Source organism: [Clostridium] fimetarium, from assembly GCF_900111235.1.
GTDB lineage: Bacteria > Bacillota > Clostridia > Lachnospirales > Lachnospiraceae > Clostridium_N > Clostridium_N fimetarium.
Genome location: NZ_FOJI01000005.1, coordinates 211,058 through 235,340, shown reverse-complemented (window position 1 = coordinate 235,340; position 24,283 = coordinate 211,058). Strand labels below are relative to the sequence as shown.

The following is a 24,283-nucleotide window of genomic DNA, read 5'->3' as shown; positions in this document are numbered from 1 at the left end:
CTTCCCATTTGGGAAACCTTTCGTCTCACTCTTTTTTATAATTTCAAGCCTGTTTTTCAAGACCAAAACTCTTTTCACTATTTTCTATTAAACATTTTGTGTTATATATTAATCATTTTGTTGCTAACCATTAGTCATTTTATCTTCGCCCTTAGTACACATTCTGTGTATTAAGTAACACCTCTCGTAGTATCTCAATGACTTTTACGTTATCCTCCCATGTTCCAATTGAAATTCGAACCCACGTCGGATATCCAAATTCAACTCCTGACCGTATGATAAACCCTCTCTTTATGAATTCATTCTCAATCCATACACTGTCTTTTGTTGTATCAAATAATATAAAATTACAATTTGACGTTACATAATTTAGGCCTAATTTATCTAATTCAGAATAGTAAAATTCAAGACTTTTTTTATTATTATCTTGGACTATTTTCTTAAATTCCTTATCGCCAAGACTAGCCACTGCTGCTTCTTGTGCAAGTGCATTTATATTAATTGGTGGCCTTACTTTATTCATTTTAAGAATAATGTCCGTATCTGCAATCCCATATCCAATTCTAAATGATGCCAGACCATATACCTTTGAAAATGTTCTTAGAAGAATTAAGTTGTCATATTTAGTGATGAGTGTTGTAGTATCAAGATAGTCGCCCTCAATATATTCGATATAGGCCTCATCCAAAACAATAACTATGTCTTTTCCTACTTTATCTATAAAATCTAAAAGCTTTTTCTGGTCTAATAATGTCCCTGTAGGATTATTAGGATTACATATCCAGATCACCTTGGTTTTATCAGTAATTGCATTATAAACAGCTTGTAAATCCACTGTGAAATTCTTTAGTGGAACATTTACTGGTTTTGCATCCATCTGCAAAGTTACATTTGTGTACCATCCAAATGAAGGTACTGAAATTATGGACTCATCTCCTTTTTCCAAAAATGTTTGAGCGACAAATGAAATAAGTTCAAATGAACCATTTCCAAATACTAGTTGTTCCCCATCAATGTCAAATTCTTTTGCAAGTTGTTCTCTCAATTTGGTGCATTTCATATCGGGATAGTAGGATAACTGGCCAAAAAAATTTTGGATTGCCGTATGTACGAATGGCGAGCATCCAATTCTGTTTTCATTTCCCGCGAGTTTGATTACCTCTGTAAGTCCAAATTCCCTTTTTACCGACTCTAGCGTTCTTGCGGCTATGTAATTATTAATTTTGCCTAATGCTTCTCTTTCTTTAACAGCCATTTTCGCAACTCCCTTCCTACGCGCTTCTGTATTTCCTTACGTATTCGTCAGCCTTATATAAGCCAGCAACAATTTCTTCAACAGTTGTTCCAAAGCCTAATTTCGTATAGCCTGGGAATTCCTTCAATATTCTCTCTGCAATTATTGTGAGCTTATTCTTAGAATCTTCTGCAAGGCCAATATCTTCTAATGTAAATGCAACATCAAATTGGTCAAATTTTCGAATGACTTCAAATATTTCCTGTTCTTGTTTTCCTTCAAGTATAAGCTGTGTAATTAATCCATAGGAAACTAATTCTCCGTGTAGAATATGTCTTGTTGACGGTATTCTTCGTGATGCATGGTAAAATGGATGTGCAAATCCTGCAAATGCTCTTTCCCCTACGAAACTACCAACAAAACCAGCCAAATATATAATCGCATCAATTGTATCAATTCCTTCTTTTGAAATGACACCTTTTCTGCTATCTTCAACAGCCTTTAAGCCTTTTTCGTTTAAAAGATCAAGTGCTATTTTCGCTCCATTTACAGAAATCTGTAATGGCAACGCATCATCTTTTCCTGTGATTCCTGGAATAGTTTCGTACCATTTTGCAAATGTATCAACAATCCCGGCCTTTATGTATCTTTCTGGTGCATTCAAGATGATTTCAGGATCCGCAATGATTAACCTAGGGGTAAATCTATTTAGATGTACTTGTTCAAAATCACCTTCATCATTATATATAATGGATACAGCTGCCCAAGAAGCACATGTTGCAGCTATGGTTGGAATTGCGATTACTGGAAGTCTTGCTAAATCTCCAGTAGCCTTTGATACATCCTGTACTTTACCGCCGCCTATCGCTATAACAACGCTTATGTTGGTATTTTTTGCGATCTCAGAATATGCATTTGCTTTTGCCAATGTAGGATAACCTGTAAATTGAATTACTTCATAAGATATTGAATTCTCCTTTAGGCTTAAAAAAATATCATCACTTACTGTGGCTAAGGCTTTAGCGCTTGCAATAATCAATGCATTTTTTCCGTATTTTCCTATATACTCTCCAGCTTTTTTTATACTTCCTACTTCATTAATATACTGTTCTGGGGTTCTAATATCTAACATAAAAATCCTCCTAGTTTAATATTATTTGTCTATTAAACATCTGTAATGCGAAACTCAAATGTATCGTCTAAATATATCATACTTAAATAGTATGGTTACTATGAAATATTGTTTTAATATTTATACTATGAATGAATTGCTTTGTCAACCCTAAATTTAAAATCAATCCACTAATTATGAAATTAAAATTGTTCCACTAATCTAAATAAATATATTTAAATATACAGCAAAAAGCTTCCTCCGATATATTTCCATCATTGGATGCTTTTTACTTCAATTTTTTTCATTATTTTTATATACTTTTTTTAATATCTTAACACAAACATATCTTCCTTGAATATTTTATAAGGCAACAATTCCCGTTCGAAATTTCTTGAGCCTGTTTTCAATTTTCCGGAAGGAAAAATTGAAGATAAAACTAATAACTTCATAAATTACTGTTGTTATTATATAGGCCTCAATAAAATTGTAGGACGGCATAGCTAACAGATTGGCAGTTGCAGTAATCTCGTAAACGCCTACATAATATGCCAAGGAAGTACCCTTTACTAATTCAACGAACAAACCTCCTAAATTAGGGACTGCAATTACAAGCGCCTGTGGAAATACAATTCGTTGTAGACCTTGATTTCTTGTCATACCAACACTACAAGCCGCTTCCATTTGCGATTCATCTATGGCTGCGAGTGCAGAGCGAAATATTTCTGAAGCATATGCAGCCTGACCAAGGGTCAATGTTATAATTGCATATACAACGGCCGGTAATACATTGATATCAAGCTTTAATCCAACTCCTGTTCCATACCTATAAATTATAATTGGTAAAGCATAATAGGAAATATACAACAAGATAACCATCGGAACTCCCCTCATTAATGATACAAAAATAGCACATATCTGAGAAATTATGGGGATTTTATATTTTCGGACTAACGCAATTCCAAATCCAAGTATCCAACCAATTATTGCAGAAACAAATGCCATTAGAAGTGTAATAGGAATTGCCCTAATAATTTCAGGAAATGATGCGATGATAAATTTAAAATTGATCATAAAACTCCTCCTAAATAACTACTTTCTTTCTGCTTTTTGTATAGATTCTTTCTAAAAATTTACTCAGCTTCTCCAATATAATACAACTAACCCAAAATACAATTCCTGCCGCAATATATACCTCTAATTTGTTTGCGCCATAACTAAGTGTACTCATTAACCTAGCTTTTCCCATCAAATCAATAACACTAATTGAAAATGCTAACGATGTTTCCTTAAACAAAATAATAATGTTATTTCCTAATGTTGGAATTGCAATAGCAAAAGCTTGTGGCAAGATGATTCTGTAGAATGTTGGAAATCCTTTCATTCCTACACTATATGCGGCTTCTCTTTGACCTTTATCAATTGCCAAGTAAGAAGTTCTCATCATTTCAGCCATATTGGCTGAACTACCCAATGATAAACAGATAATAATAAAAGTTATCTTACTAACTTTCGACAAATTAATCCCATAGCTCAATGCTAGCTGTGGCAAACCTAAATAAATCAGGAAAATCAAAACAAGCGTTGGAATCCCTCTCATAAATGCAATATAAAAATGGGCAATTCTTTTTAACCATTTTTCATTGCTTAAACTCAACATGGTAATAAGTACTCCTATAATCAAGCTTATTATTAAAGACACCAACAGGATTTCCATAGTGACTGGAAAAGCTTGTAATATTTTTGGTATGTAACCTAGAATTGTTTCTGGTTTAAATGTACTATTCAAAATTCTATCACTCCTTTTCTATACTTACTGCAACATAATATTTGAGATTATTATTTTCTCATCTATTATTTTGCAACAAATAGATATTATTCAAATAGATATTAATTTGTTGTCTGAATCAAACTGGTATAATTTGCAAAAACATCTTCGCTCAAATTTTTCTTTGCTATTGTAGCAAGTGTTCCATCACTTAACATATCTTTTAATGCCTGATTGATTGCGGCCGTTAATTTTTCTTGTCCTTTTGCTAACATAATATATGTATCTTCTACAAGAACTGTATCTGTTAATTTAATGTTGTCAATCTTTAGATCCGCTTGTACTGATTTATATGTTGATTGGTAAGTAAGCGCTGCGTCTACTTGCCCATTCGCTACCTGTTTGAAATTATCAGCCGTTGACAAATCTGAAACAGCATTGATTTTTAATGTGTTTCCTAATGTCTTTTGGTTATAACTTGTTAATAAAGAATATTCATAACTAGATGGACTTTCATTGATTGATTTTCCTTTTAAGTCAGCTAATGTTTTAATTCCACTATCTGTTTTTACAGCTAATGACAATGGTGATAAGCAGTAATATTGATCCGGAAATAAATATTTTGTTTTACGGACATCACTCTTTACAAGCTGATGTGATACTACATCTAATGCACCCGAATCTAGGGATACTAAAAGTGTGGTAAAATCCAATGATTGTATATCAAATTGATAATCAGCTAGGCGGTTATCAATTTCTTTTAACACATCAACATCATAACCTACTGCCTTTCCATTTGCATCAAGAGAACAAAATGGTGGCATTCCATTACCAGTTCCTACTTTAACTACTGTTACATTAGAAGCATCTGCTGATGTGCTTACACTTTTCCCACAACCGGTAACAGATATTGCAAGGATTGCTACAAGAACTATACTACTTACTTTTTTCCATAATCTCTTTTTAAACTTCATAATTTAACTCTCCTCTTATTTTTGATTTGTTTTATATTTAAAGGGATTTAGAATTTAATCAACAATAATCCCCCAAATATCCTTCACTAATAATTCTTAATCGAATAATCATTATTTTTCTCCCTTTCTGATACCATTTTCACTTTTACATTGACCTATAAATACCAATCAAGCTTTTATTATTGACTCGGGTGTGTTTCAACAATAATCCCTCACAACCGTTCTTAGACTATATGTAATATAGTTCATCTGTTGGAAGAATTCTGGCCAGGAACTGTTTTGTACGTTCTTCTTTCGGATGGTTGAATATTTCCTTCGGAGTCCCTTCTTCTACAACAACGCCTCCATCCATAAAGATAACTTTACTTGCTACATCCTGTGCAAATGACATTTCATGAGTAACAACAATCATTGTGATACCTTTTTTTGCTACTTTTTTAATTAGCTCCAAGGTCTCCCCTACGAGTTCCGGGTCCAAAGCCGATGTGGGTTCATCAAATAGTATTACCTCTGGTTCTAGAACAACTGCCCTCGCAATTCCTACTCGCTGTTGCTGACCACCTGACAACTGAAATGGATAATAATCTTTTTTATCCAAAAGGCCTACCCATTCCAGTGTCTCTATCGCCTTTTTTTGTGCATCCGCTTTGTTGATTTTCCTTGCAATCACAAGACCTTCTGTTATATTTTCTAAAGCAGTTTTGTTATTAAACAAGCTATAATTTTGAAATACAAATGCAGTTCTTTTTCTTATATCCAATATCTCTTTTTTTGATGCTTTCTTTAAATCAACTGTTTTCTCCCCGATTGTAAGAATCCCTGCATCCGCTTTTTCAAGGAAATTTATGCTTCTTAGCAATGTAGTTTTTCCTGAACCACTAGGTCCTAAAATAACAACCACTTCACCCTTATTTACCTGAATGGATACATCCTTTAAGACTTCTAATTTACCAAAGGATTTTCTTGCATTTTTTATCTCAATCATACTGCTTCCCTCCTTGAATTGATTACCTTTTCAATATGTCAATTGTCCATAACCTCATGAAGCTATAGTTTTTTAACCGCCCTCTCCAACTGAGAAAATGCTTTTTCTAGCGTCGACCTTGGACATGCAAGATTGATTCTAAGAAAACCTTCCGCACCTGGTGATCCACTTAAAGTAACCTGTGCCTCATCTGCAAGGAACGAATCCAAGTCTTTTGCCCAAAAGCCAAGTCTTCGGCAATCAATCCACAAAAGATATGTACCTTCCGGCTCAATAACGTCAATTTCAGGAAGCTTCTCGCGAAAAAATTTCCTTGCATAAGCAATGCTTTCTAAAAGATAGGAAAGTAGCTCTTCCAACCATTCTTCACCATCCGTATATGCTGCTTGGCAAGCCAGAATCTCCAAGATTCCTATTCCCGCACCTCCGCGCCTTTTGATCTCATCCTTAATGTCATCTCGCAAGTCTTCATCAATAATAAACATATTAGAAATAGCCACACCAGAGAGATTAAAAGTTTTTGTCGGTGCCGTGCAGGTAATTGTAATATCTCTAAATTCTGGTTTTGCATCCACAAATACAAAATGCTTGTGTGGGGCAAAAATAAAATCCTGGTGGATTTCGTCAGAGAGTACCAAAACGCCATACCTCAAACAAATATCTCCCATTTGGATCAATTCTTCTTTTGTAAATACTCTTCCTACCGGATTATGCGGATTGCAAAGAATGAAGAGTTTTACATCATTTTGCACAATCTGTCGTTCAAAGTCCTCAAAGTCAATTTTATATGTTCCATTTTCTAAAATAAGAGGATTTTTTACTATTTTCCTTCTGGTATTTTCGATTATCGAGTTAAACTGATGATAAGATGGATATTGCAACAAAATTGCATCACCTGGTTTCGTTAGTGCCGATACAATGACGGATACTGCGTTTAAAATTCCTCTTGTCTGTATCATCCATTCTGGTTGCACATTCCAATTATGACGTTTTAAGAACCACTGCTGTACTGCAATAAAATAATCATCATCTGTAGCCGAATAGCCAAAAATTCCGTGCTCTGCTCGTTGAATAATAGCTTCCCGCACACATGGTGGTGTCCGAAAATCCATATCAGCAATCCACAAAGGAATCGTATTATATCCCACTTTGCCTGTCATACTAAAAAAATCATATTTAATAGATTTTGTATGTTTACGATTTATGATTTCGTCAAAATTATATTTCATTTGTCAATGCCTCCTTGTTTTCTGCTAACTGAATATTAATCCGTAATATAGTAGAATGGATCTTTGTCATACCACTCCTCTTTATATGGCAGCTGCGTATGCTTTGCAAGGCGATCTACATATGACGTATTTTTTAAGGCAAACTGCATCTTACGCACGAATCGGTAGATTCCTGCATATCCAAAGAAAGGCTTTTCTACGTCAAACAGATGCATAGAAGGAACTCCCGCCTTTGCAAGCCACCCATGGGTACCTGCGTGAGAAATAACCAAATCCGGCTTTAATTTCTTAACCTGGTTGATTGCTTCATAAATCTGATTACTCACTGCAAATGGCACATCAGACCACTCCTGCGAAAATTGACGTAACACAGGATCAGTACCATCATCGTAATGATATGCATTTACTCCAATCACTTCCACTCCTAATTCTTTCATCATAATTGCTTCTGAAAGAGAGCGTACGACTCCACCGTCAATCATGACGCGTTTCCCCTGTATTTGAGGTAGCAATGGCTTTAGTGCTTCCCTTAGCTGTTTTTCTTCGGAATCAATCAGGCTTTTTGCTTTGTCTGCTATTTCATAATGCTCTGCGATTTCTAATAACCAAGTTCTGACACCGGAAAAACCAATCGGCATGCCACAGATAATATATGGAATATTAAATTCTTCCTCCAAATATTTCAGTATATAATCATCATGAACATTACACATGCTCACATTAAGCCCTGCATGTGATATTAGGCGCAATTCTTGTGCACTCGAATACTCGGCATATACACGCACATTTAAGCCAATCGCATGAAGCAAGCGCGCTAGTTCCGCTTCATCATCAGGTCCTATTGATGTTGCATTAAAAATGTTTACGGTCATCTGCTTTTGTGCGTTAAATCGTCGTATTTTGATTCCATAGTCTGGGTCAAATCGTTCTACTGGCTGATAATCCTTATATGGTATTGGATCTAATTGGATGTGACTAATGATCGAGTGATAAAAAGAATCATATGCACTTGCCACAACGCGGCTCTTAAATCCTGGGCAGTGGATAGCAGTCACTTGAGCCTGCGTCCCTTCTCCAACCTCTTTTACAACATCTTCTACATCATCACCGATAATATTGGGCACACACGTAGATACTACAAAAATAATTTCCGGATGGAATTCTCGATCTGCATACAAGATAGTATCTTTAAGCTTTTTTTCCCCTCCATTAATAACATCGCTTTCTTGTAGATTAGTCGACAGCCAAATTGCACCTGTAGCGGCTTTTCCACGTCGTGATTTCCCTCTGGCCGAAGCGATTTCCAACGAATGTAACATCGAACCACATCCAATAGGAGAATGCAAAATAATGACACTGTTTTCTACCGTAACTGCCATCATTAAGGAAAGCATCATCTGACAAGCATTTGCCTGCCAGAAACGGCGTCCTTTTCTTAACATACAACCAGATTTCGCACAATCCAAGGCATCACAACCTTTTCCTGCAAAACTGTCTCCAACAATCAATCTTTCTTCTCTTGCTGGCGGTGTTTCTTGTTCATAATAGCCCATTTTTTCCTCCTTATCTCGGTGATACGATTACACTAATCAAATCTTCAAACAGATGCAATCCTCCACGATATCCCGCATACCCTCTGTCTAAAATAATTCTGTTATAGACAGGAAAGCTGATACCTAGCAGTGGTGCATTTCGTTTTGTAGAAAGACCTTTTTCTAGTGAACTTCCTACGATATATAGAGGTTCTATCGCGTCAAAATAACGTTGACCCTGATTATCTGGAAGATATTTTGTAATGGTTTTTGCGATTTTACTTGTATCTGTCTCAAAAATCAATTCTGAATCAAGAAATTCTTTTTCATAAATCTTTTTTAGCGACTCCTTTTGTCGATTCGTCAACCGATCTGTTACAAAAGAATCCAACACTACCCATCCCAATTCTTTTTGTAAAAAAGATGTTAAGGGAATAACATAGTTGGAGTTTGTTACTCCAACCGCATAATACTTCATATCTCCATCGCTAAATACATCTGCAGCGCGTGAAAAATAACCATAATACTCCTTATTTTCCTTCTCGATAAGTGCTTCTATAATTTCTAAACCAATACCCATTCGCTCACCAATCTCATATAAGAAACAATCTGTTGCTTCCGCACCAACTGGAAGATTTGTTTCCAAAAATGGAGTACCATGCTTTGCTTCGAATTTGCGTACAAATTCACCCGCATAGATATGCGAAAAGACGATGTTGAACCCAGCACTTGGTGCGCGCTTAATATTTTCAAATGTCTGATCCGGTGTAACGAAGGTGTTAACTCGCAATCCAATGCTTCTAAGCAAACGTGAGATTTCCTCTAGATCACCTCTAAAAAACGGATCATATCCTGGAACCAAGCCGAAAATATTAACGAGCTTGTCATCTTTTTCATTCGAAATCGGGAGATATTTATTAAAAATTCCATCTAATAAGATTTCATAACCTACATAGGAATCCCCTACAAAGCTTGGTGTGCTAATGGCAATAACAGGTTTTTTTGCCTCTGAAAATTCACTTACGATTGATTCTACATCATCACCAATCATTTCCGTCATACAACCGGTTGTTACGACAAATAACTCTCCTTCCATGATTTCAAGTGTTGCTGTGATTTGTTCATGAAGTCTTTTATCTCCTCCAAAAACAATTTCTTTCTCCGTAATTCCACTTGATGGCGCACTGGATCCGCCGCAATAACCAGATCCTAAATATCCTGCACCAAAAGAAGTGGCTCCTGCCAATCCACCACCACAGCCTAATGTGCTGTGGATAATCGGTATGACTCCTGGTAATGTACTAATTGCTGCCAGTGCTCCTGATAATGCACAAGCCGATCTTGGTCTTTCAATAAATGTAGACAATGTTAATCACCTCTCAATCTTGATATAATGCAGTAGTTAGATAACGCTCTCCGGTATCGGGCATAAGGGCTACAATTACCTTACCCTTATTTTCTGGTCTTTTCGCTATTTTTACTGCTGCAAATGCTGCTGCACCAGAAGAAATTCCCACCAGGAGCCCTTCTTGCCTTCCAAGTTGGCGAGAGGTTTCTATTGCTTCGATGCCTCGTACGGTAAATATTTCATCCACAATCTCAAATCGAAATACTTTTGGGATAAAACCAGCCCCAATTCCTTGTATTTTATGGGGACCCGGCGTTCCACCTGAGAGTACAGGGGACTCATACGGTTCAATTGCAATAATCTGAATATCCGGGTTCAATTCTTTTAATTTCTTTCCAACGCCCGTCACCGTACCACCGGTTCCAACTCCCGCTATGAAAATGTCCACAGTACCTTCGGTATCCTCCCAGATTTCCAATGCGGTAGTCGTAGCATGGATGCTGGGATTGGCTGGATTTTCAAACTGTTGTAAAATGACGCTGTTAAAAGTCAAACTACGAAGCTCCTCAGCTCGGCGGACAGCACCGTTCATTCCCAGCGGTCCTGGTGTAAGCACAACCTTTGCACCAAGTGCTTTTAACAAGGTTCTACGTTCCACACTCATCGTTTCTGGCATCGTTATGATTACATCATATCCTCTAGTCGCTGCCACAAATGCAATTCCCACGCCCGTATTTCCACTAGATGGTTCAATAATCGTAGTACCCTTTTTTAGTAATCCTTTTTCTTCCGCATCCAAAATCATACTGTATGCAATACGGTCTTTTACACTACCTGCTGGATTAAAATACTCCAGTTTCAGAAAAAGCTCAGCACCGGGGACCTCTTTTTCTATAAACCTGGACGGTTTTAGAAGTGGTGTCTTTCCAATCAGTTCCGTTAAGCTATTAGCGGCCTTAACCATAACCATTTCCTCCTTAAATTAAAAAATTTTATATATCTAGGAAAATTCTTTTAACATAATAAAGTTTTTTGATTTCTTTTATAGCTATATATCAATAAAATACAATGAACTATATTATCTAATATCATGCATATCCATGCTGAATATAATCCCATGTTAAAAATCTTCAAACAAATCAATGTACCCATAACTCTGATGCACCATAAAGATATCAATGATATTTTTAACGGTATTTTCGTTTTCCCAATCCCATTAAATATTCCTTCTAACACAACATATATTGCGAATAACGGCTCATTTATCGAAACAATTCTGAGCAAATTACTACCAATGGTAATAACCTCTAAATCTTTTGTGAATATCTGAATAATCTGCTTTGAAAATACAAAAAGTATAATTCCCATCAAAATCATGATGCCAGACGTCATTTTAACGGTTTCGCTTGTGATCTTATTTAATTTATCCTGATTTTTCTCTCCCGCTGTAATACTTGCAATGGTTGTAACTGCGGCTTGAAACCCAATAACGGGAATATAAAATGCTGACTCTGCAGTAAATGCAATTGAATGTGCAGCAAAAGCTGTAGTTCCCAATCCTGCAATGAATACTGTGAATAAAACCCTACCAAAGCTCGAAATAATTCTACTAAATAATACAGGCATACCAACTACCATAAACTTTTTTATGATTTGTTTATCTATCATAAAAGTTAATTTTCCTGGTGCTACAGTTTTATTTTTATACAAACCGATCAGCATCAATATTCCACCGAGTACTGCCGCTATGGAAGTTGCTATTGCAGCTCCGATTACATTTAAATTTGCGCCTATTATATGAATTGAATATTTTCCAACACCGTATGTATGACTGTCATATATAAGGAGAAAATTTAAAACTATATTTACAAAGTTTACAAAAACATTTACATACATTGGTGTCTTCATATCACCTGCAGCTTTTAGCATCGAACCAATGATTATATTAATTGATATAAATAATATAGGTGCATATATTATTAAAAAGTATTGAACCGCATTTTGCTGGATTGCTTTATCAGCTCCAAGCCAACTCGGTAATATTGGACATATTAACATCATAACTATAAATTCTAAAACACCAACTATGATTGCGATTAATACACCTTGTTTCGTTCCTTTTTGAATCTTTGTATAATCGCCTTCTCCAACTGCTTTTGCAATATATACTAATATGCCAATTCCAATTGCCATATTGATTCCTTTTACTAAAAAGTTCACTTCAAAATTTAGTCCAACTATAGCTGATGCTTGAATTCCTAATTGGCCCACCATTATGTAATTTACATATGATCCTACTGTCTGTAATGCATATTCAATTATTGCAGGCCATGCAAGGGTTAAAATTAAAAATCGTATATTCTTCTTGCTATCATTCAATACATCACCCTATTTATTTTATTATTGATCTTAAAATGGTTTTTTGCTGCATCGTATTTAATGCTATCTGAAACTCATTTTTTGATAAAAAAAAGAGGCTTTGGAATCTGCATAATGCAAATTTCAAAACCTCTAGTTGTCTAGTCAGTTTTATAACCGTATCTTTTCACTTTTTTCAATTTGAACAATTTTTCCATCTTGTATATTGACGGTCACTGAACCATACTTGATTTTTTTTATGTATTCTAATAAAAGCTTTATATCTTCGCCCTCTAGCTTATCATAACTGCTAACCTCTTTCAAATATACCACCCCACTACTTTCACTATCCTGAACTGTTTATGTTAGAAAATGCAAATATTGTAAATGCACCTGTTCATCATTGACATAAAACAATTATTAGATCAGTGAAATCAGGTATTTTTCTTTTCATAGTATATATATATGAATTGTATGTAATGTTATACCATTTTTTGAAATTTGTCAATATTTTTTTACTATTAAATATTTTTTTGGTACGGAATATCCCTTGCATCACCTAGTCTTTAAAATAAAGACTGGAGGCTTTAGACAAGTTTTACATCTTATCTAAAACCTCCAGCTGTCTGGTCAGTTTTATGAATTATCTATAATATATGAACTTCAATATTACTTAAAAATCACTAACCTTAGTATGGGATTACTGCTCCAGCATATTTATCATTAATAAATTGCTTGATTTCGTCAGACTTCAAGACTTTCACTAATGCTACGATACCTTCTTTTTGTTCATTTCCTTTTTTAACTGCGATAATGTTTACATAGGTTTTTGCAGCTTGTGAATCAGCTTTTTCGTATGCTACTGCATCTTTTGCAACAGAAAATCCTGCTTCTAGTGCATAATTTCCATTTAATACTACAAATGCAACTTCACTTTTTATTCTTGAAACCTGAGCAGCTTCTAATTCTTTAATTACAACGCCTTTTGCATTTTCTTTGATATCATTTACAGTTGCAGATAACCCTACTCCGTCTTTCAATTTGATAATTCCATTGTCCTGAAGTAATAACAGCGCTCTTGCTTCATTTGTAGTGTCATTTGGAACTGCAATTACATCACCTTTTGTAAGTAGAGATAGATCTTTTTTAGTTCCAGGATAGATTCCGAATGGTTCATAGTGGATATCACCCGCATCTACAAGATTTGTTTTGTTTTCTTTATTGAAGCTTTCCAAATATGGTACATGCTGAAAATAATTTGCATCAAACTGTCCGCTTTCTACCACTAAATTCGGCTGAACGTAATCCTGAAATACAGTAACTTGAAGATCCCATCCTTGTTGTGCAAGAATTGTCTTTGCCTCTGCTAATATTTCTGAATGCGGTGTTTCAGACGCGGCAACTGTTATTGTTCCTTTTGATGCTGTTGAATTGTTTGATGAAGTACCTGATCCACAGCCTACCAACACCCCTGCTACTAATCCCACTGTTAATAGTAATGCCAATGCTCTTTTTTTCATAATATCCTCCTTTTGCGTTTTATACGCGATTTCATATTTATTTTTATAAGTCTAATTATTTAAACCAAACAAAAAAATCAATTTAACTTTCTTTTATCTAATCTTCTCGAAGCCATCATTCCTACTCCCTGTAACGACTGTACCAATACAACTAAAATAACAACTGTAGCTATCATGATATCTGTTTCACTACGATAAAATCCGTAGCGAATAGCTATATCTCCGAGTCCTCCACCACCAACGATTCCCGCCATTGCAGAGTAACCTAGAATTGTTCCAAGTGCTATGGTCATTCCAACAATCAATGAAGTTCTAGCTTCAACTATCAAAACTTTCCATATGATTGTAAATGTTCCTGCACCCATACTTTGTGCTGCTTCAATCACTCCCTTATCAACTTCTTGAAGTGATGATTCTACCATTCTAGCAATAAAAGGTGCTGCTGCAATTACCAGTGGAACAATAGTAGCACTAGATCCATAAGTCTTACCTACAATTAACTTTGTAATTGGCATAACTAATATAAGTAAAATCAAAAATGGGACGCTTCGTATAATATTAGAAATCAAATCAAGTATTTTATAAATAAGTACATTAGGTTTAATACCTTTATTATCTGTTATTGCTAGTGCAATTCCGAGGGGGATTCCAAGTACGTATGCCATTAAAGTTGAAATGATTGTCATATATAGGGTATCGTATAATCCCTGAATAATCATTTTGATTACTGTATCAGTGAATAACATAATCTTGAACCTCCTCTACATGTAACTTTCTTTCCTTCAAATATTCAATCATCTGATTTGCAATTTCTTCTTTTTCCGACAATTGAAGTATCATTTCACCAACAGCTACTCCATTTATGTTTTTTGTATCCGCAAGCAAAATATTAACTGGCGTTTTAAAATGTAAAATCATATTTCCAATTACGGGTTCAAACGCTGAATTTTCACTAAATACAACCCTGACACAATGTTCTCCTTGCATCCGTAAGATCTTTGTTTCTTCTTGGAATATAAGTTTTTTTGCTTCCTCTGTCTTTGGTGCAGTAAATATTTCTGTTACACTACCTTGCTCAACCAACTTACCATTTTGTAAAATTGCCACATCCGTACATATTTCCTGGATGACTGCCATTTCATGTGTAATAATAACAATTGTAATTTGATATTTTTCATTAATCTCTTTTAGTAATCTCAAGATTGATTTTGTAGTATTGGGATCCAATGCGCTTGTAGCCTCGTCACACAAAAGTATTTCTGGATTATTTGCAAGTGCCCTTGCGATTGCGATTCTTTGCTTCTGACCACCGGACAGTTGCACCGGATATGCCTTTTCTTTGTCACTAAGGTCGACAATATCAAGCAATTCCTTTGCCCGCTTACGAGCATCCTTTTTTTTAATTCCTAAAATTTCCATAGGAAAACAAATATTATCGATTACATTTCGTTGCATTAGAAGATTAAAACTTTGAAATATCATTCCAATCTTCGTTCTAGCAAATTTTAATTCGTTACTTGATAAGTTCTTTAAATCTTTTCCATTTATAATTACATTTCCACTTGTCGGTTTTTCTAAATAATTTAAACATCGTACCAATGTACTTTTACCGGCACCCGACATTCCAATAATCCCAAATACGGAACCTTTATGAATGTCAATACTGACATCCTCAAGTGCGATTACTCCGTTTTCAAATGTCTTGGATAAATTTTTCACTTGTATAATTGATTCCATTCATATCTCCATTCCTGAGGCTTGCTTTAGCAAGACACATTTTCAAACTAAAAAAACAGATACAAATTAATGCACCTGTTTATTATTGACAATTAATAATTATCAAATCAAAATAATCAGGTTTGCATAGGTATAGGAAAAGTAGCTATGTTCATTGGCATAAACATACTGTGACAGCAACACATCTTTATCATCTTAAACTCACTTGTTTGAACCTTTATTCCAACGTTCATAATCGTTCCCTCCATTTCATAGTATATATATATGAATTGTATGTAATAGTATACCATATATTTTTATTTGTCAATATATTTTTGAATATATTCTATTTAATTTTGTTATTCGGATTTATTTTAATTATGATTAATTGAAATTTTATTACTCATTATCTAGATTTTAGTATTAAATCAACTTGTTCTTCTATCTCATCTATTGGCAAAACTTCTTTCATAATCAAATGTTCCTGACTATTTTTTAAGTTCAGCTGGGTCACGTCTTTATCTCCTATGTAAAGTTCAAACCACCCTACATCATGCCATTCACCAAATTTATATCCTGTGTTATGGAATTTTCCTACCAATTGAAAACCAAATGCATAGTGCATTTTTTCACTATTTTCATTCGGTAATGTAACACATCCATAAACATTTTGAACATTTTGCACTTTTAATATTTCCAATAATTTACGATATAATAATGTACCAATCCCTTGGTGTTTCAAGTCAGCTTTCACATAAATCGAAGTCTCCACATTCCATTGGTAAGCAGCTCGTTCCATATGTTTATGTGCATAGGCATAGCCTACAATCTTTTCTTTGCAAACGGCAACGATATACGGATAATTCTTCATTATTATTTTCATTCTATTCTCGAAATCATTCAGAGAAGGTGCTGCATACTCAAACGTTACATTTGAATCATTGATATAAGGGATATAAATATCCAAAATGTCTTGGGCATCTTCCAATTTTGCCAATCTTAATTTGATTTCCATCTGTTATTTTTCCTCTTAGTCTCTAAATGTTTTAAGCGCATCTATTGTCTTTTGGATTAAATCATCTAGTTCCCAATCAAGCATAGCTGCGCCTCGCTCTATAACCTCTCTAGAACATCCTGCTGCAAACTTTGCATTTTTATATTTCTTTTTCACAGACTTGATTTCTAGATCTTGAATACTATTTGATGGTCTCATTAATACAACCGCACCAATAAGACCAGTAAGTTCATCCACTGCGAATAGAACTTTCTCCATTTCATGCTCTGGTTTAATATCTACTGTAATTCCATATCCATGGCTTGCTGTTGCATGAATTACTGCTTCATCTATTCCATGGGTTCTCATAATTTCTTGCCCTTTGATGCAATGTTCTTCTGGATATTGTTCAAAATCTAAATCATGAAGTAGTCCTACGATTCCCCAGAATTCTTCATCTTCTACATACCCTAATTTTCTTGCAAAATATCGCATTGTATTTTCAACGATTTCTGCATGCTCAATATGAAATTCATCCTTGTTATAATCCTTTAATAATTCGAAGGCTTGTACCCTTGTAATATTTGCGTTCATATTTTCCTCCATTCCGTCGCCACTATAGCTATAAATCATTAAATAGAATTGTTTAAATATCATACTAATATGAATGATGAAACCATTCATACAAGCATGAACGATAGAGACATTCATACTTATCATATTGTATTGCTATATATTAATGATATTTTACTTCTATAATTAACAAAAGTCAAACATAGTGTTATTGGTAATTATTGTCTTAAAATATTCCAAAATAAACTTATTTTTAATTATGCTTTAAAAAATAAAGAATCTATTGTATTTTCATTAATTAAAAATTATAATGTATAAAGTTAATATAGTTAATTAACCAAGAGCATTTTATATGCTATTAATTAAATAAGACAACGGCGTCTAAGAATAATAGAATTATATAATTCTATTATTTCTGGACGCTTTTTTAATGCAGAAAAACAAAACTAAAACCAAGGAGATTTACGAATGGACGGACTTAATGGAAGTGATATGGCTTTTGTGCTCATATCAGCAGCTTTGGTCATGGTTATGATACCAGGCTTAGCATTATTTTATGGAGGTATGGTAAAAAGCAAAAATGTACTGAGTATAACATTACATAGCTATGTAGCATTAATTATTATATCTGTGCAGTGGATATTTATTGGATATTCTATAGCCTTTGGTCCAGATAAATTCGGTTTATTTGGCGGATTGGATTTTTCCTTTTTAAACAATGTTGGCATTTTACCGAATGCTGATTATTCAACAACTATTCCACAGTTATTATTTGTTATATTTCAAATGATGTTTGCAGTCGTAACTGGTGCTGTAATCTCAGGCGCTTTCGCAGAACGAATGAGATTCCCAGCTTTTATAATGTTCATTTTGTTATGGAGTACTTTTGTGTATGCTCCAATCGCACACTGGGTATGGGGTGGTTCCGGACAAAATGCTGGATGGTTAAAACAATTAGGTGTACAAGATTTTGCAGGAGGACTTGTTGTAGAGATAAATTCCGGTGTTTCTGGCCTTGTTGCCGCAATCGTGATTGGAAAAAGGAAGAAAAAAGTTTCAGAGCCACACCATATACCTATGGCAGTTTTAGGTGGAGGAATTCTTTGGTTTGGCTGGTTTGGATTTAATGCCGGAAGTGCACTTGCCATAAATGGAACTGCTGTAAATGCTTTCCTAACTACAAATTCAGCTGCAGCTGCAGGTGCAATCGGGTTTGCTGCCTGCGAATGGTTAATTCACAAAAAGCCTACAACACTTGGAACAATAAGTGGAGCAATCGCTGGTCTTGTTGCAATAACACCAGGTTGTGGATATGTAACTCCTATGTCCTCTTTGTTTATTGGACTAGTCGGCGGAACCTTATGCTTTTTTGCAATCGTCTTTTTGAAAGCTAAACTCGGATATGACGATGCACTTGATGTATTTGGTTGTCACGGTGTTGCTGGTATATGGGGCACAATTGCAACCGGAATATTTTCTTCTAAAGCCGTAAATTCTGCAGGTGCTGATGGTTTATTCTATGGAAACTTTGAACTTTTCAAAGTTCAGTTAATCGCAGTTGGAGCTGTAATATTATACACTGCTGTTGTAACATTTATAATATTGAAAGTCATTGATCTATTTATTAAATTGAGAATTAGCAAGGAAGACGAATCTATTGGGTTAGATGTATCTTTACATGGCGAAAAGGCTTACAATGTTATTTAAAGTATTTATTAATTTTACTTTATTAAATTAACAATTTATGATATAACTATAATTAAATAACGTAGTTTGAAATATAAGTGTTTTATAATATAATTAAGCCAAGATAGGAGTACCATTTATGAATGACAAAATCACTAAAATTGATATTATTACATCAGAGACAAAGCTTGATGATTTAATAGATGGATTAGATAAAATCGGGATTACAGGCATGACTGTTTCGAATGTTCAAGGTTGTGGAATGCAAAAGGGCCACAAAGAATACTATCGTGGAACAGAATTAGATGTCAAACTATTACCAAAAGTAAAGATAGAAATTGTAATTTGTAGCATACCTGTAGACACAGTATTAGCAACCATAAAAAGCATTTTACACACTGGCAAAATTGGCGATGGAAAAATATTTGTTTATGATGTATCTAATGTAATCCGTGTAAGCGATTTCGCCGAAGGTAAAGCCGCACTTTAATGAACTATTTTAAAAAGGACTTCGTATTCTTTGAAATGAACCTGACTATTTGTCCGGGAATTTCTGAATACTAAGTCCTTTTTTTGCTCTATTTTAATCTATTTATAATTTGAATATTAATTTTAATATTATTTTAATTCATGGGCTATAAGTTTTATCCAAAATTAATATTAGGAGTAATATACTGAATTAAGAATCAATATTAAATAGAGGTGATTATATGAATAGCTTTTTAGAGAATTTCGGGATTTTTGCTATATTATTTTTAGTGGTTTATGCCTATAAAAAGATATTAGAATACAATGAATTTAACTGAACCCCAATGCACACCACAATTGAATTATTTGAATTTACTAGATTTCATTTTTTAGATTACTATAGGCCTTGTGCAGTGATGAGATTAAAATACTTTTCTCGTATTCTAAAAACCCCTTACACAAGCCCTGATACAGAAGCAGCCCTTAAATTTAATCTTTCTTGTATTTCTTTCTCTAATATTCACAATCCAATTCCATGATTATAAATTCCATGTAACAAATACTTATACGGATACATACTTTAAATTATGCAAAAAATTAGTTTGATTAATTATACGACCTTATACAAACTACTTTCATTTTACATGATTTATGGAATAAGAGAGAGGTGGTTTCTTGAATGAACAGTCAACCTTTAGTGAAGAATCAGCGATAGCCGCCAACTTAGGTATTGGTAGCGAAAATGTATTTCGACCCGTACAGGCGCTGAAGAATATAAGAAATATTTTCAATTTCATTGGGCCTGCCTTTATTGTAAGTGTAGCATATATCGACCCAGGAAACTTTGCCACAAATATTAGTGGAGGTTCCATTTTTAATTACAGTCTAGTATGGGTGATTCTTTGGAGTAACTTAATGGCAATTTTCTTACAATCTATGTCAGCGAAACTTGGCATCGCAACTGGCCATAATTTACCTGAAATGTGCGGAATATTATTTAGGAAAAAAACAAATTGGATTTTATGGAGTTGTGCAGAATTTGGAGCGATGGCAACTGATCTAGCAGAATTTCTTGGTGGAACACTCGGATTTTACCTCCTATTTAAAATACCCATGTTGTACGCTGGAATTTTAACTGGTGTAATTACATTTTTAATTGTATATATGGAAAAATACGGACAGCGTGCAATCGAAATCATCATTTCCATTCTAGTAGCTGTCATCTGTATTGCTTATGGAATTGAATTATTTCTGGCAAAACCTGATTGGGCTCAAGTAGGTCTACATACCTTACTTCCCTCATTACCAAATGGAAATGCCGTTCTAATCGCCGTCGGTATGCTTGGAGCTACTGTAATGCCTCATGTCATCTTCCTACATTCTCAACTCGTTCAAGTCAGAAACAAAGATCTGACTGAAGATGATAAGCGAATGCATTTTAAAATGGAAAAACTTGATATTGTAGTAGCTATGAATATTGCTTTTATTGTAAATGCATCAATGGTAATTGTTTCTGCATCAATTTTCTTTCGAAATAATTTGATTGTGGATAGTATTGAGCAAGCTCATACTTCATTGTCACCATTAATGGGATCATTATCTAGTGGCGCTTTCGGAATTGCCCTTCTAGCCTCAGGTCTATCTTCTTCCGCAGTTGGAACAATGGCCGGACAAACAATCATGAAAGGATTTATAGGTTTAAATATTCCAATAAATGCTAGGAGACTCATAACAATGACTCCTGCAATGATTATTATTGCATTGGGAATCAACCCAATGAAAGCTCTAGTTTTAAGTCAGGTCACATTAAGCTTCGCACTTCCTCTGGCGATTATACCGATGCTGATGATAACAAAACGTAAGGATTTGATGGGTTCATTAGTCAATAAACCGATTACTAATGTTATGGGTTGCTTCATTACGGGGATAATCATAGGCTTAAATGCCTTATTGCTATACTTGACATTTTCAGGTGGCATTTAGCATTGGGCAGATGGCATTGGGCAGATGGCATTTGGAGAATGAAAAGCAAAAACCAGATACGTATTTGTAGTATCTGGTTTACATAATCTATATAATTTACATAACTTATCTTTTTTTCAATTGCTCAAGCCTTTTACTTACTCTAGCTATTTGCTCTAGCTATTTTGCTCTAGCTATTTTACTCTAGCTATTTTACTCTAGCTATTTTACTCTAGCTATTTTTTCTAGTCATTCTACCATGTTCTGATCTTTTTAACTTGTTCTGATCTTTTACCTTGCTCTGGTCTTTTACCTTGCTCTGATCTTTTTCCTGCCTCTGATCTTTTTCCTGCCTCTGATCTTTTTCCTGCTTCTGGTCTTTTACCTAATTCTGGTCTTTTACCTGATTCTGATCTTTTACCTGGCTCTGCGCTATTGCGGAAACCCCTTTTTTCCTTGAGGGCTCCATTTGCAGTCATTCGCATCTTTCTCTTTGGTTCTGAATCATTTCTTGAGTTTGTATTTTGTGAAGATTTTTGCCTTGTTTGTGTCTCTTTAATTGATGGTGTATTAATCAATAGTGGATAGGGATGATCTTGTACAACCGTTATATGTTTTCGAATCAATTTTTCAATATCTGCAAGCTGTTCTTTTTCGTCAAAATCACAAAAAGAAATCGCTACGCCGCCAAGTCCTGCTCTACCAGTACGTCCTATACGATGTACATAAGTTTCAGGTACGTTGGGAAGATCAAAATTAATAACATGTGAAAGTTCATCGATATCAATTCCTCTTGCGGCAATATCAGTTGCTACCAAAACACGAAGTGATTTATTTTTAAAATTACTTAGTGCTAATTGACGGGCATTTTGTGACTTGTCCCCATGTATTGCCTGAGCATTGATTTTTTCTTTTGCAAGGGCACGAACTACACGATCAGCACCATGCTTTGTACGAGTAAATACCAATGCGGACTCAATGGACTTGTCTTTTAATATATGGAGTAGGATATTCTTTTTATTTTCTTTATCTACATAATATAAATACTGATCTATCATTTCCACGGTAGTTGATTCTGGTGTGATAGCAACTTTTACTGGATTTACTAAAATCGTACTTGCCATCCTTTCGATTGCTGGTGGCATCGTTGCAGAAAAAAGAAGTGTTTGCTTTTTATCTGGAATTTTAGTGATGATTTGCTTAACATCATGAATAAATCCCATATCAAGCATTCTATCGGCTTCATCTAATATAAATATTTTGATGTGCGATAAATTCACAAGTTTTTGATTCATTAAATCATTCAATCTTCCAGGCGTTGCAATAAGAATATCTACGCCTTTTCTCAAATTCTCCTCCTGAGGCTTTTGAGATACACCACCAAATATTACACAGCATTTTAATTCCGTATATTTACCATAGGTGCAAAAACTCTCATAAATCTGAAGTGCAAGTTCTCTTGTTGGTGTTATTATTAACGCACGAATACTTCTATGCGTCATATTTATATTTTTTTCTTCACTCAGCAGTTGTATCGTTGGAATCGCAAACGCTGCTGTTTTTCCAGTGCCCGTCTGTGCACATCCTAACAAATCTCTACCCTCAAGTACAATTGGGATTGCTTTTTCTTGTATTGGTGTAGGTACTATATAATTTTCATTATTTAATGCCTTTAGTATAGATGGCATAATATTTAGTTCTTTAAATTCCATATTAAAACTCCTATTCAGTCGCTTAATGCAAATTTTTTTCGCATGCGAAAATTCAAATCAGTATTGTAAAAACAGCTTTTAATTTTAAGCCTTTTGTAATTATACCATTCTTTAGCGTATTTTACTATGATTAGTCACTTAAATTTTAACTTCGCTCTCATACAAACAAAAATACGCCCCCTCGTAATAGACAGTTTTCTATTTTAACTGCCTATCACAAGAGGGCGTAAATGGGTATTTATATCTATTCTGTCATAAATAAAATACCAAGTGTATTTGGTCCACAATGTGACGATATCGTACAACTTGCTCTTGTAATATGTATTTCTTTAAAATCTGCGTTTTTCTTTATGATGTCACGTACCAATTCAATATAAGAATTGTCAATACCAGAATGTGTAATAAAAATATTGTCTTTTTTAATATTGGTATAACTATTCAGCTTATCAATTGTATATTTTTTCAAGACCTTTTCCAGATTACCTCTGTATTTTTTCCCAATGCCCATACTACCTGATGTATTATCCACTTCAATACAAGGCCTTAAATTAAGTACATTTGCACTAAGCGCAACAATTGCAGAACATCTTCCACCTGCATGCATAAATGCTAACGTATCCAAAATAAAGCTTGCATGACATTTTTCTGTCATTGTTTTTAGTTCTTTTACGATTTCTATTGCTTTCATACCCGATTTAATTCTTTGCGCGGCCTCAATAATTAGCAAGCCGATTCCAGTTGAAAGATTGCAGCTGTCAATCGGATAAACATGTTCTAACATCTGTGCTGCAAGGAGGCAGTTTTGATGTGCACTTGAAATTGCACTTCCTAAGTTCAAATGGATGACCTCATATCCATCGTCTACCCATTTTTGAAAATATTCCACATATTCAGAAACATTAATCGCTGCTGTCTTTGGAAGGATCTTTTTATCATAATACTTTTTATAGATATCATCAGGAGTAATATCTACATTATCTAAATAATCTTTTTCTTCCAATATAATATGAAAAGGATAGTAATGAACGTCATATCGTTGTTTCAGTTCTTCATTTAAATCACATGTGCTATCTGCACTTAATATGATTTTAGAATTCATAGGGAATATCTCCT

At 34.5% G+C, this 24,283-nt stretch carries 22 protein-coding genes; 3 read left to right on the top strand and 19 right to left on the bottom strand.

Annotated features, from left to right (window positions below):
- Positions 1 to 151: 151 nt before the first annotated feature.
- The 17 genes from hisC to BMY18_RS08400 form a co-directional block, all read right to left on the bottom strand.
- A complete protein-coding gene (gene hisC / locus BMY18_RS08480; protein ID WP_092452797.1) occupies positions 152 to 1,255 on the bottom strand; it encodes a histidinol-phosphate transaminase in 1,104 nt (367 codons plus the stop codon).
- Between the two features lie 16 nt (positions 1,256 to 1,271).
- Complete coding sequence (locus BMY18_RS08475) at positions 1,272 to 2,366, bottom strand: iron-containing alcohol dehydrogenase family protein (protein WP_092452794.1); 1,095 nt, start codon at positions 2,364 to 2,366, stop codon at positions 1,272 to 1,274.
- A 342-nt stretch (positions 2,367 to 2,708) separates the two neighbouring features.
- Positions 2,709 to 3,419: an amino acid ABC transporter permease gene (locus BMY18_RS08470; protein ID WP_092452792.1), complete on the bottom strand. Its 711-nt coding sequence runs from the start codon at positions 3,417 to 3,419 to the stop codon at positions 2,709 to 2,711.
- Positions 3,420 to 3,429: 10 nt separating this feature from the next.
- Complete coding sequence (locus BMY18_RS08465; protein WP_092452789.1) at positions 3,430 to 4,134, bottom strand: amino acid ABC transporter permease; 705 nt, start codon at positions 4,132 to 4,134, stop codon at positions 3,430 to 3,432.
- A 101-nt stretch (positions 4,135 to 4,235) separates the two neighbouring features.
- Positions 4,236 to 5,087, bottom strand: coding sequence for a transporter substrate-binding domain-containing protein (locus tag BMY18_RS08460; protein ID WP_092452786.1), 852 nt, complete (start codon positions 5,085 to 5,087; stop codon positions 4,236 to 4,238).
- Positions 5,088 to 5,316: 229 nt separating this feature from the next.
- A complete protein-coding gene (locus tag BMY18_RS08455; RefSeq protein WP_092452783.1) occupies positions 5,317 to 6,072 on the bottom strand; it encodes an amino acid ABC transporter ATP-binding protein in 756 nt (251 codons plus the stop codon).
- A 62-nt stretch (positions 6,073 to 6,134) separates the two neighbouring features.
- Entirely contained in the window at positions 6,135 to 7,301 is a 1,167-nt protein-coding gene (locus tag BMY18_RS08450) for a MalY/PatB family protein (RefSeq protein ID WP_092452780.1), read from the bottom strand.
- A gap of 35 nt (positions 7,302 to 7,336) precedes the next feature.
- Positions 7,337 to 8,854, bottom strand: a complete 1,518-nt coding sequence (locus tag BMY18_RS08445) for a nitrogenase component 1 (RefSeq protein ID WP_092452777.1) — start codon at positions 8,852 to 8,854, stop codon at positions 7,337 to 7,339.
- A 10-nt stretch (positions 8,855 to 8,864) separates the two neighbouring features.
- Entirely contained in the window at positions 8,865 to 10,199 is a 1,335-nt protein-coding gene (locus BMY18_RS08440) for a nitrogenase component 1 (protein WP_092452774.1), read from the bottom strand.
- Positions 10,200 to 10,212: 13 nt separating this feature from the next.
- On the bottom strand, positions 10,213 to 11,145 hold the full coding sequence (cysK, locus tag BMY18_RS08435) for a cysteine synthase A (RefSeq protein WP_092452772.1): 933 nt from the start codon (positions 11,143 to 11,145) through the stop codon (positions 10,213 to 10,215).
- A gap of 50 nt (positions 11,146 to 11,195) precedes the next feature.
- Positions 11,196 to 12,560, bottom strand: a complete 1,365-nt coding sequence (locus BMY18_RS08430; RefSeq protein ID WP_092452769.1) for an MATE family efflux transporter — start codon at positions 12,558 to 12,560, stop codon at positions 11,196 to 11,198.
- A 150-nt stretch (positions 12,561 to 12,710) separates the two neighbouring features.
- A complete protein-coding gene (locus BMY18_RS08425) occupies positions 12,711 to 12,863 on the bottom strand; it encodes a YezD family protein (protein ID WP_092452766.1) in 153 nt (50 codons plus the stop codon).
- A 365-nt stretch (positions 12,864 to 13,228) separates the two neighbouring features.
- Positions 13,229 to 14,059 carry a MetQ/NlpA family ABC transporter substrate-binding protein gene (locus BMY18_RS08420; RefSeq protein ID WP_092452764.1) on the bottom strand — a complete coding sequence of 277 codons (831 nt, stop codon included), beginning with the start codon at positions 14,057 to 14,059 and terminating at the stop codon, positions 13,229 to 13,231.
- A gap of 77 nt (positions 14,060 to 14,136) precedes the next feature.
- Positions 14,137 to 14,805, bottom strand: a complete 669-nt coding sequence (locus tag BMY18_RS08415; RefSeq protein WP_092452762.1) for a methionine ABC transporter permease — start codon at positions 14,803 to 14,805, stop codon at positions 14,137 to 14,139.
- Positions 14,792 to 15,796, bottom strand: a complete 1,005-nt coding sequence (locus tag BMY18_RS08410; protein ID WP_092452760.1) for a methionine ABC transporter ATP-binding protein — start codon at positions 15,794 to 15,796, stop codon at positions 14,792 to 14,794. The genes BMY18_RS08415 and BMY18_RS08410 overlap by 14 nt, the downstream gene beginning before the upstream one ends.
- Positions 15,797 to 16,181: 385 nt before the next feature.
- The gene (locus tag BMY18_RS08405) at positions 16,182 to 16,790 is read right to left on the bottom strand and encodes a GNAT family N-acetyltransferase (RefSeq protein ID WP_092452759.1); all 609 of its coding nucleotides are present in this window, start codon (positions 16,788 to 16,790) and stop codon (positions 16,182 to 16,184) included.
- A gap of 15 nt (positions 16,791 to 16,805) precedes the next feature.
- Complete coding sequence (locus BMY18_RS08400) at positions 16,806 to 17,363, bottom strand: hydrolase (RefSeq protein WP_092452756.1); 558 nt, start codon at positions 17,361 to 17,363, stop codon at positions 16,806 to 16,808.
- A gap of 447 nt (positions 17,364 to 17,810) precedes the next feature.
- On the opposite strand from BMY18_RS08400, the gene BMY18_RS08395 reads away from it, so the two are divergent.
- The 3 genes from BMY18_RS08395 to BMY18_RS08385 all read left to right on the top strand — a co-directional run bounded on the left by BMY18_RS08395 (position 17,811) and on the right by BMY18_RS08385 (position 21,479).
- Positions 17,811 to 19,049: an ammonium transporter gene (locus BMY18_RS08395; RefSeq protein ID WP_092452754.1), complete on the top strand. Its 1,239-nt coding sequence runs from the start codon at positions 17,811 to 17,813 to the stop codon at positions 19,047 to 19,049.
- A gap of 118 nt (positions 19,050 to 19,167) precedes the next feature.
- Positions 19,168 to 19,518 (top strand): P-II family nitrogen regulator, encoded by a 351-nt coding sequence (locus BMY18_RS08390; RefSeq protein ID WP_092452751.1) that lies wholly within the window; start codon positions 19,168 to 19,170, stop codon positions 19,516 to 19,518.
- A 653-nt stretch (positions 19,519 to 20,171) separates the two neighbouring features.
- Positions 20,172 to 21,479, top strand: a complete 1,308-nt coding sequence (locus BMY18_RS08385; protein WP_278280992.1) for an Nramp family divalent metal transporter — start codon at positions 20,172 to 20,174, stop codon at positions 21,477 to 21,479.
- Between the two features lie 233 nt (positions 21,480 to 21,712).
- Here the strand turns inward: BMY18_RS08385 and BMY18_RS08380 are convergent, their stop codons facing one another.
- Positions 21,713 to 23,170: a DEAD/DEAH box helicase gene (locus BMY18_RS08380; protein ID WP_092452748.1), complete on the bottom strand. Its 1,458-nt coding sequence runs from the start codon at positions 23,168 to 23,170 to the stop codon at positions 21,713 to 21,715.
- A 244-nt stretch (positions 23,171 to 23,414) separates the two neighbouring features.
- On the bottom strand, positions 23,415 to 24,269 hold the full coding sequence (locus BMY18_RS08375; RefSeq protein WP_092452745.1) for a DegV family protein: 855 nt from the start codon (positions 24,267 to 24,269) through the stop codon (positions 23,415 to 23,417).
- Between the last annotated feature and the right edge of the window lie 14 nt (positions 24,270 to 24,283).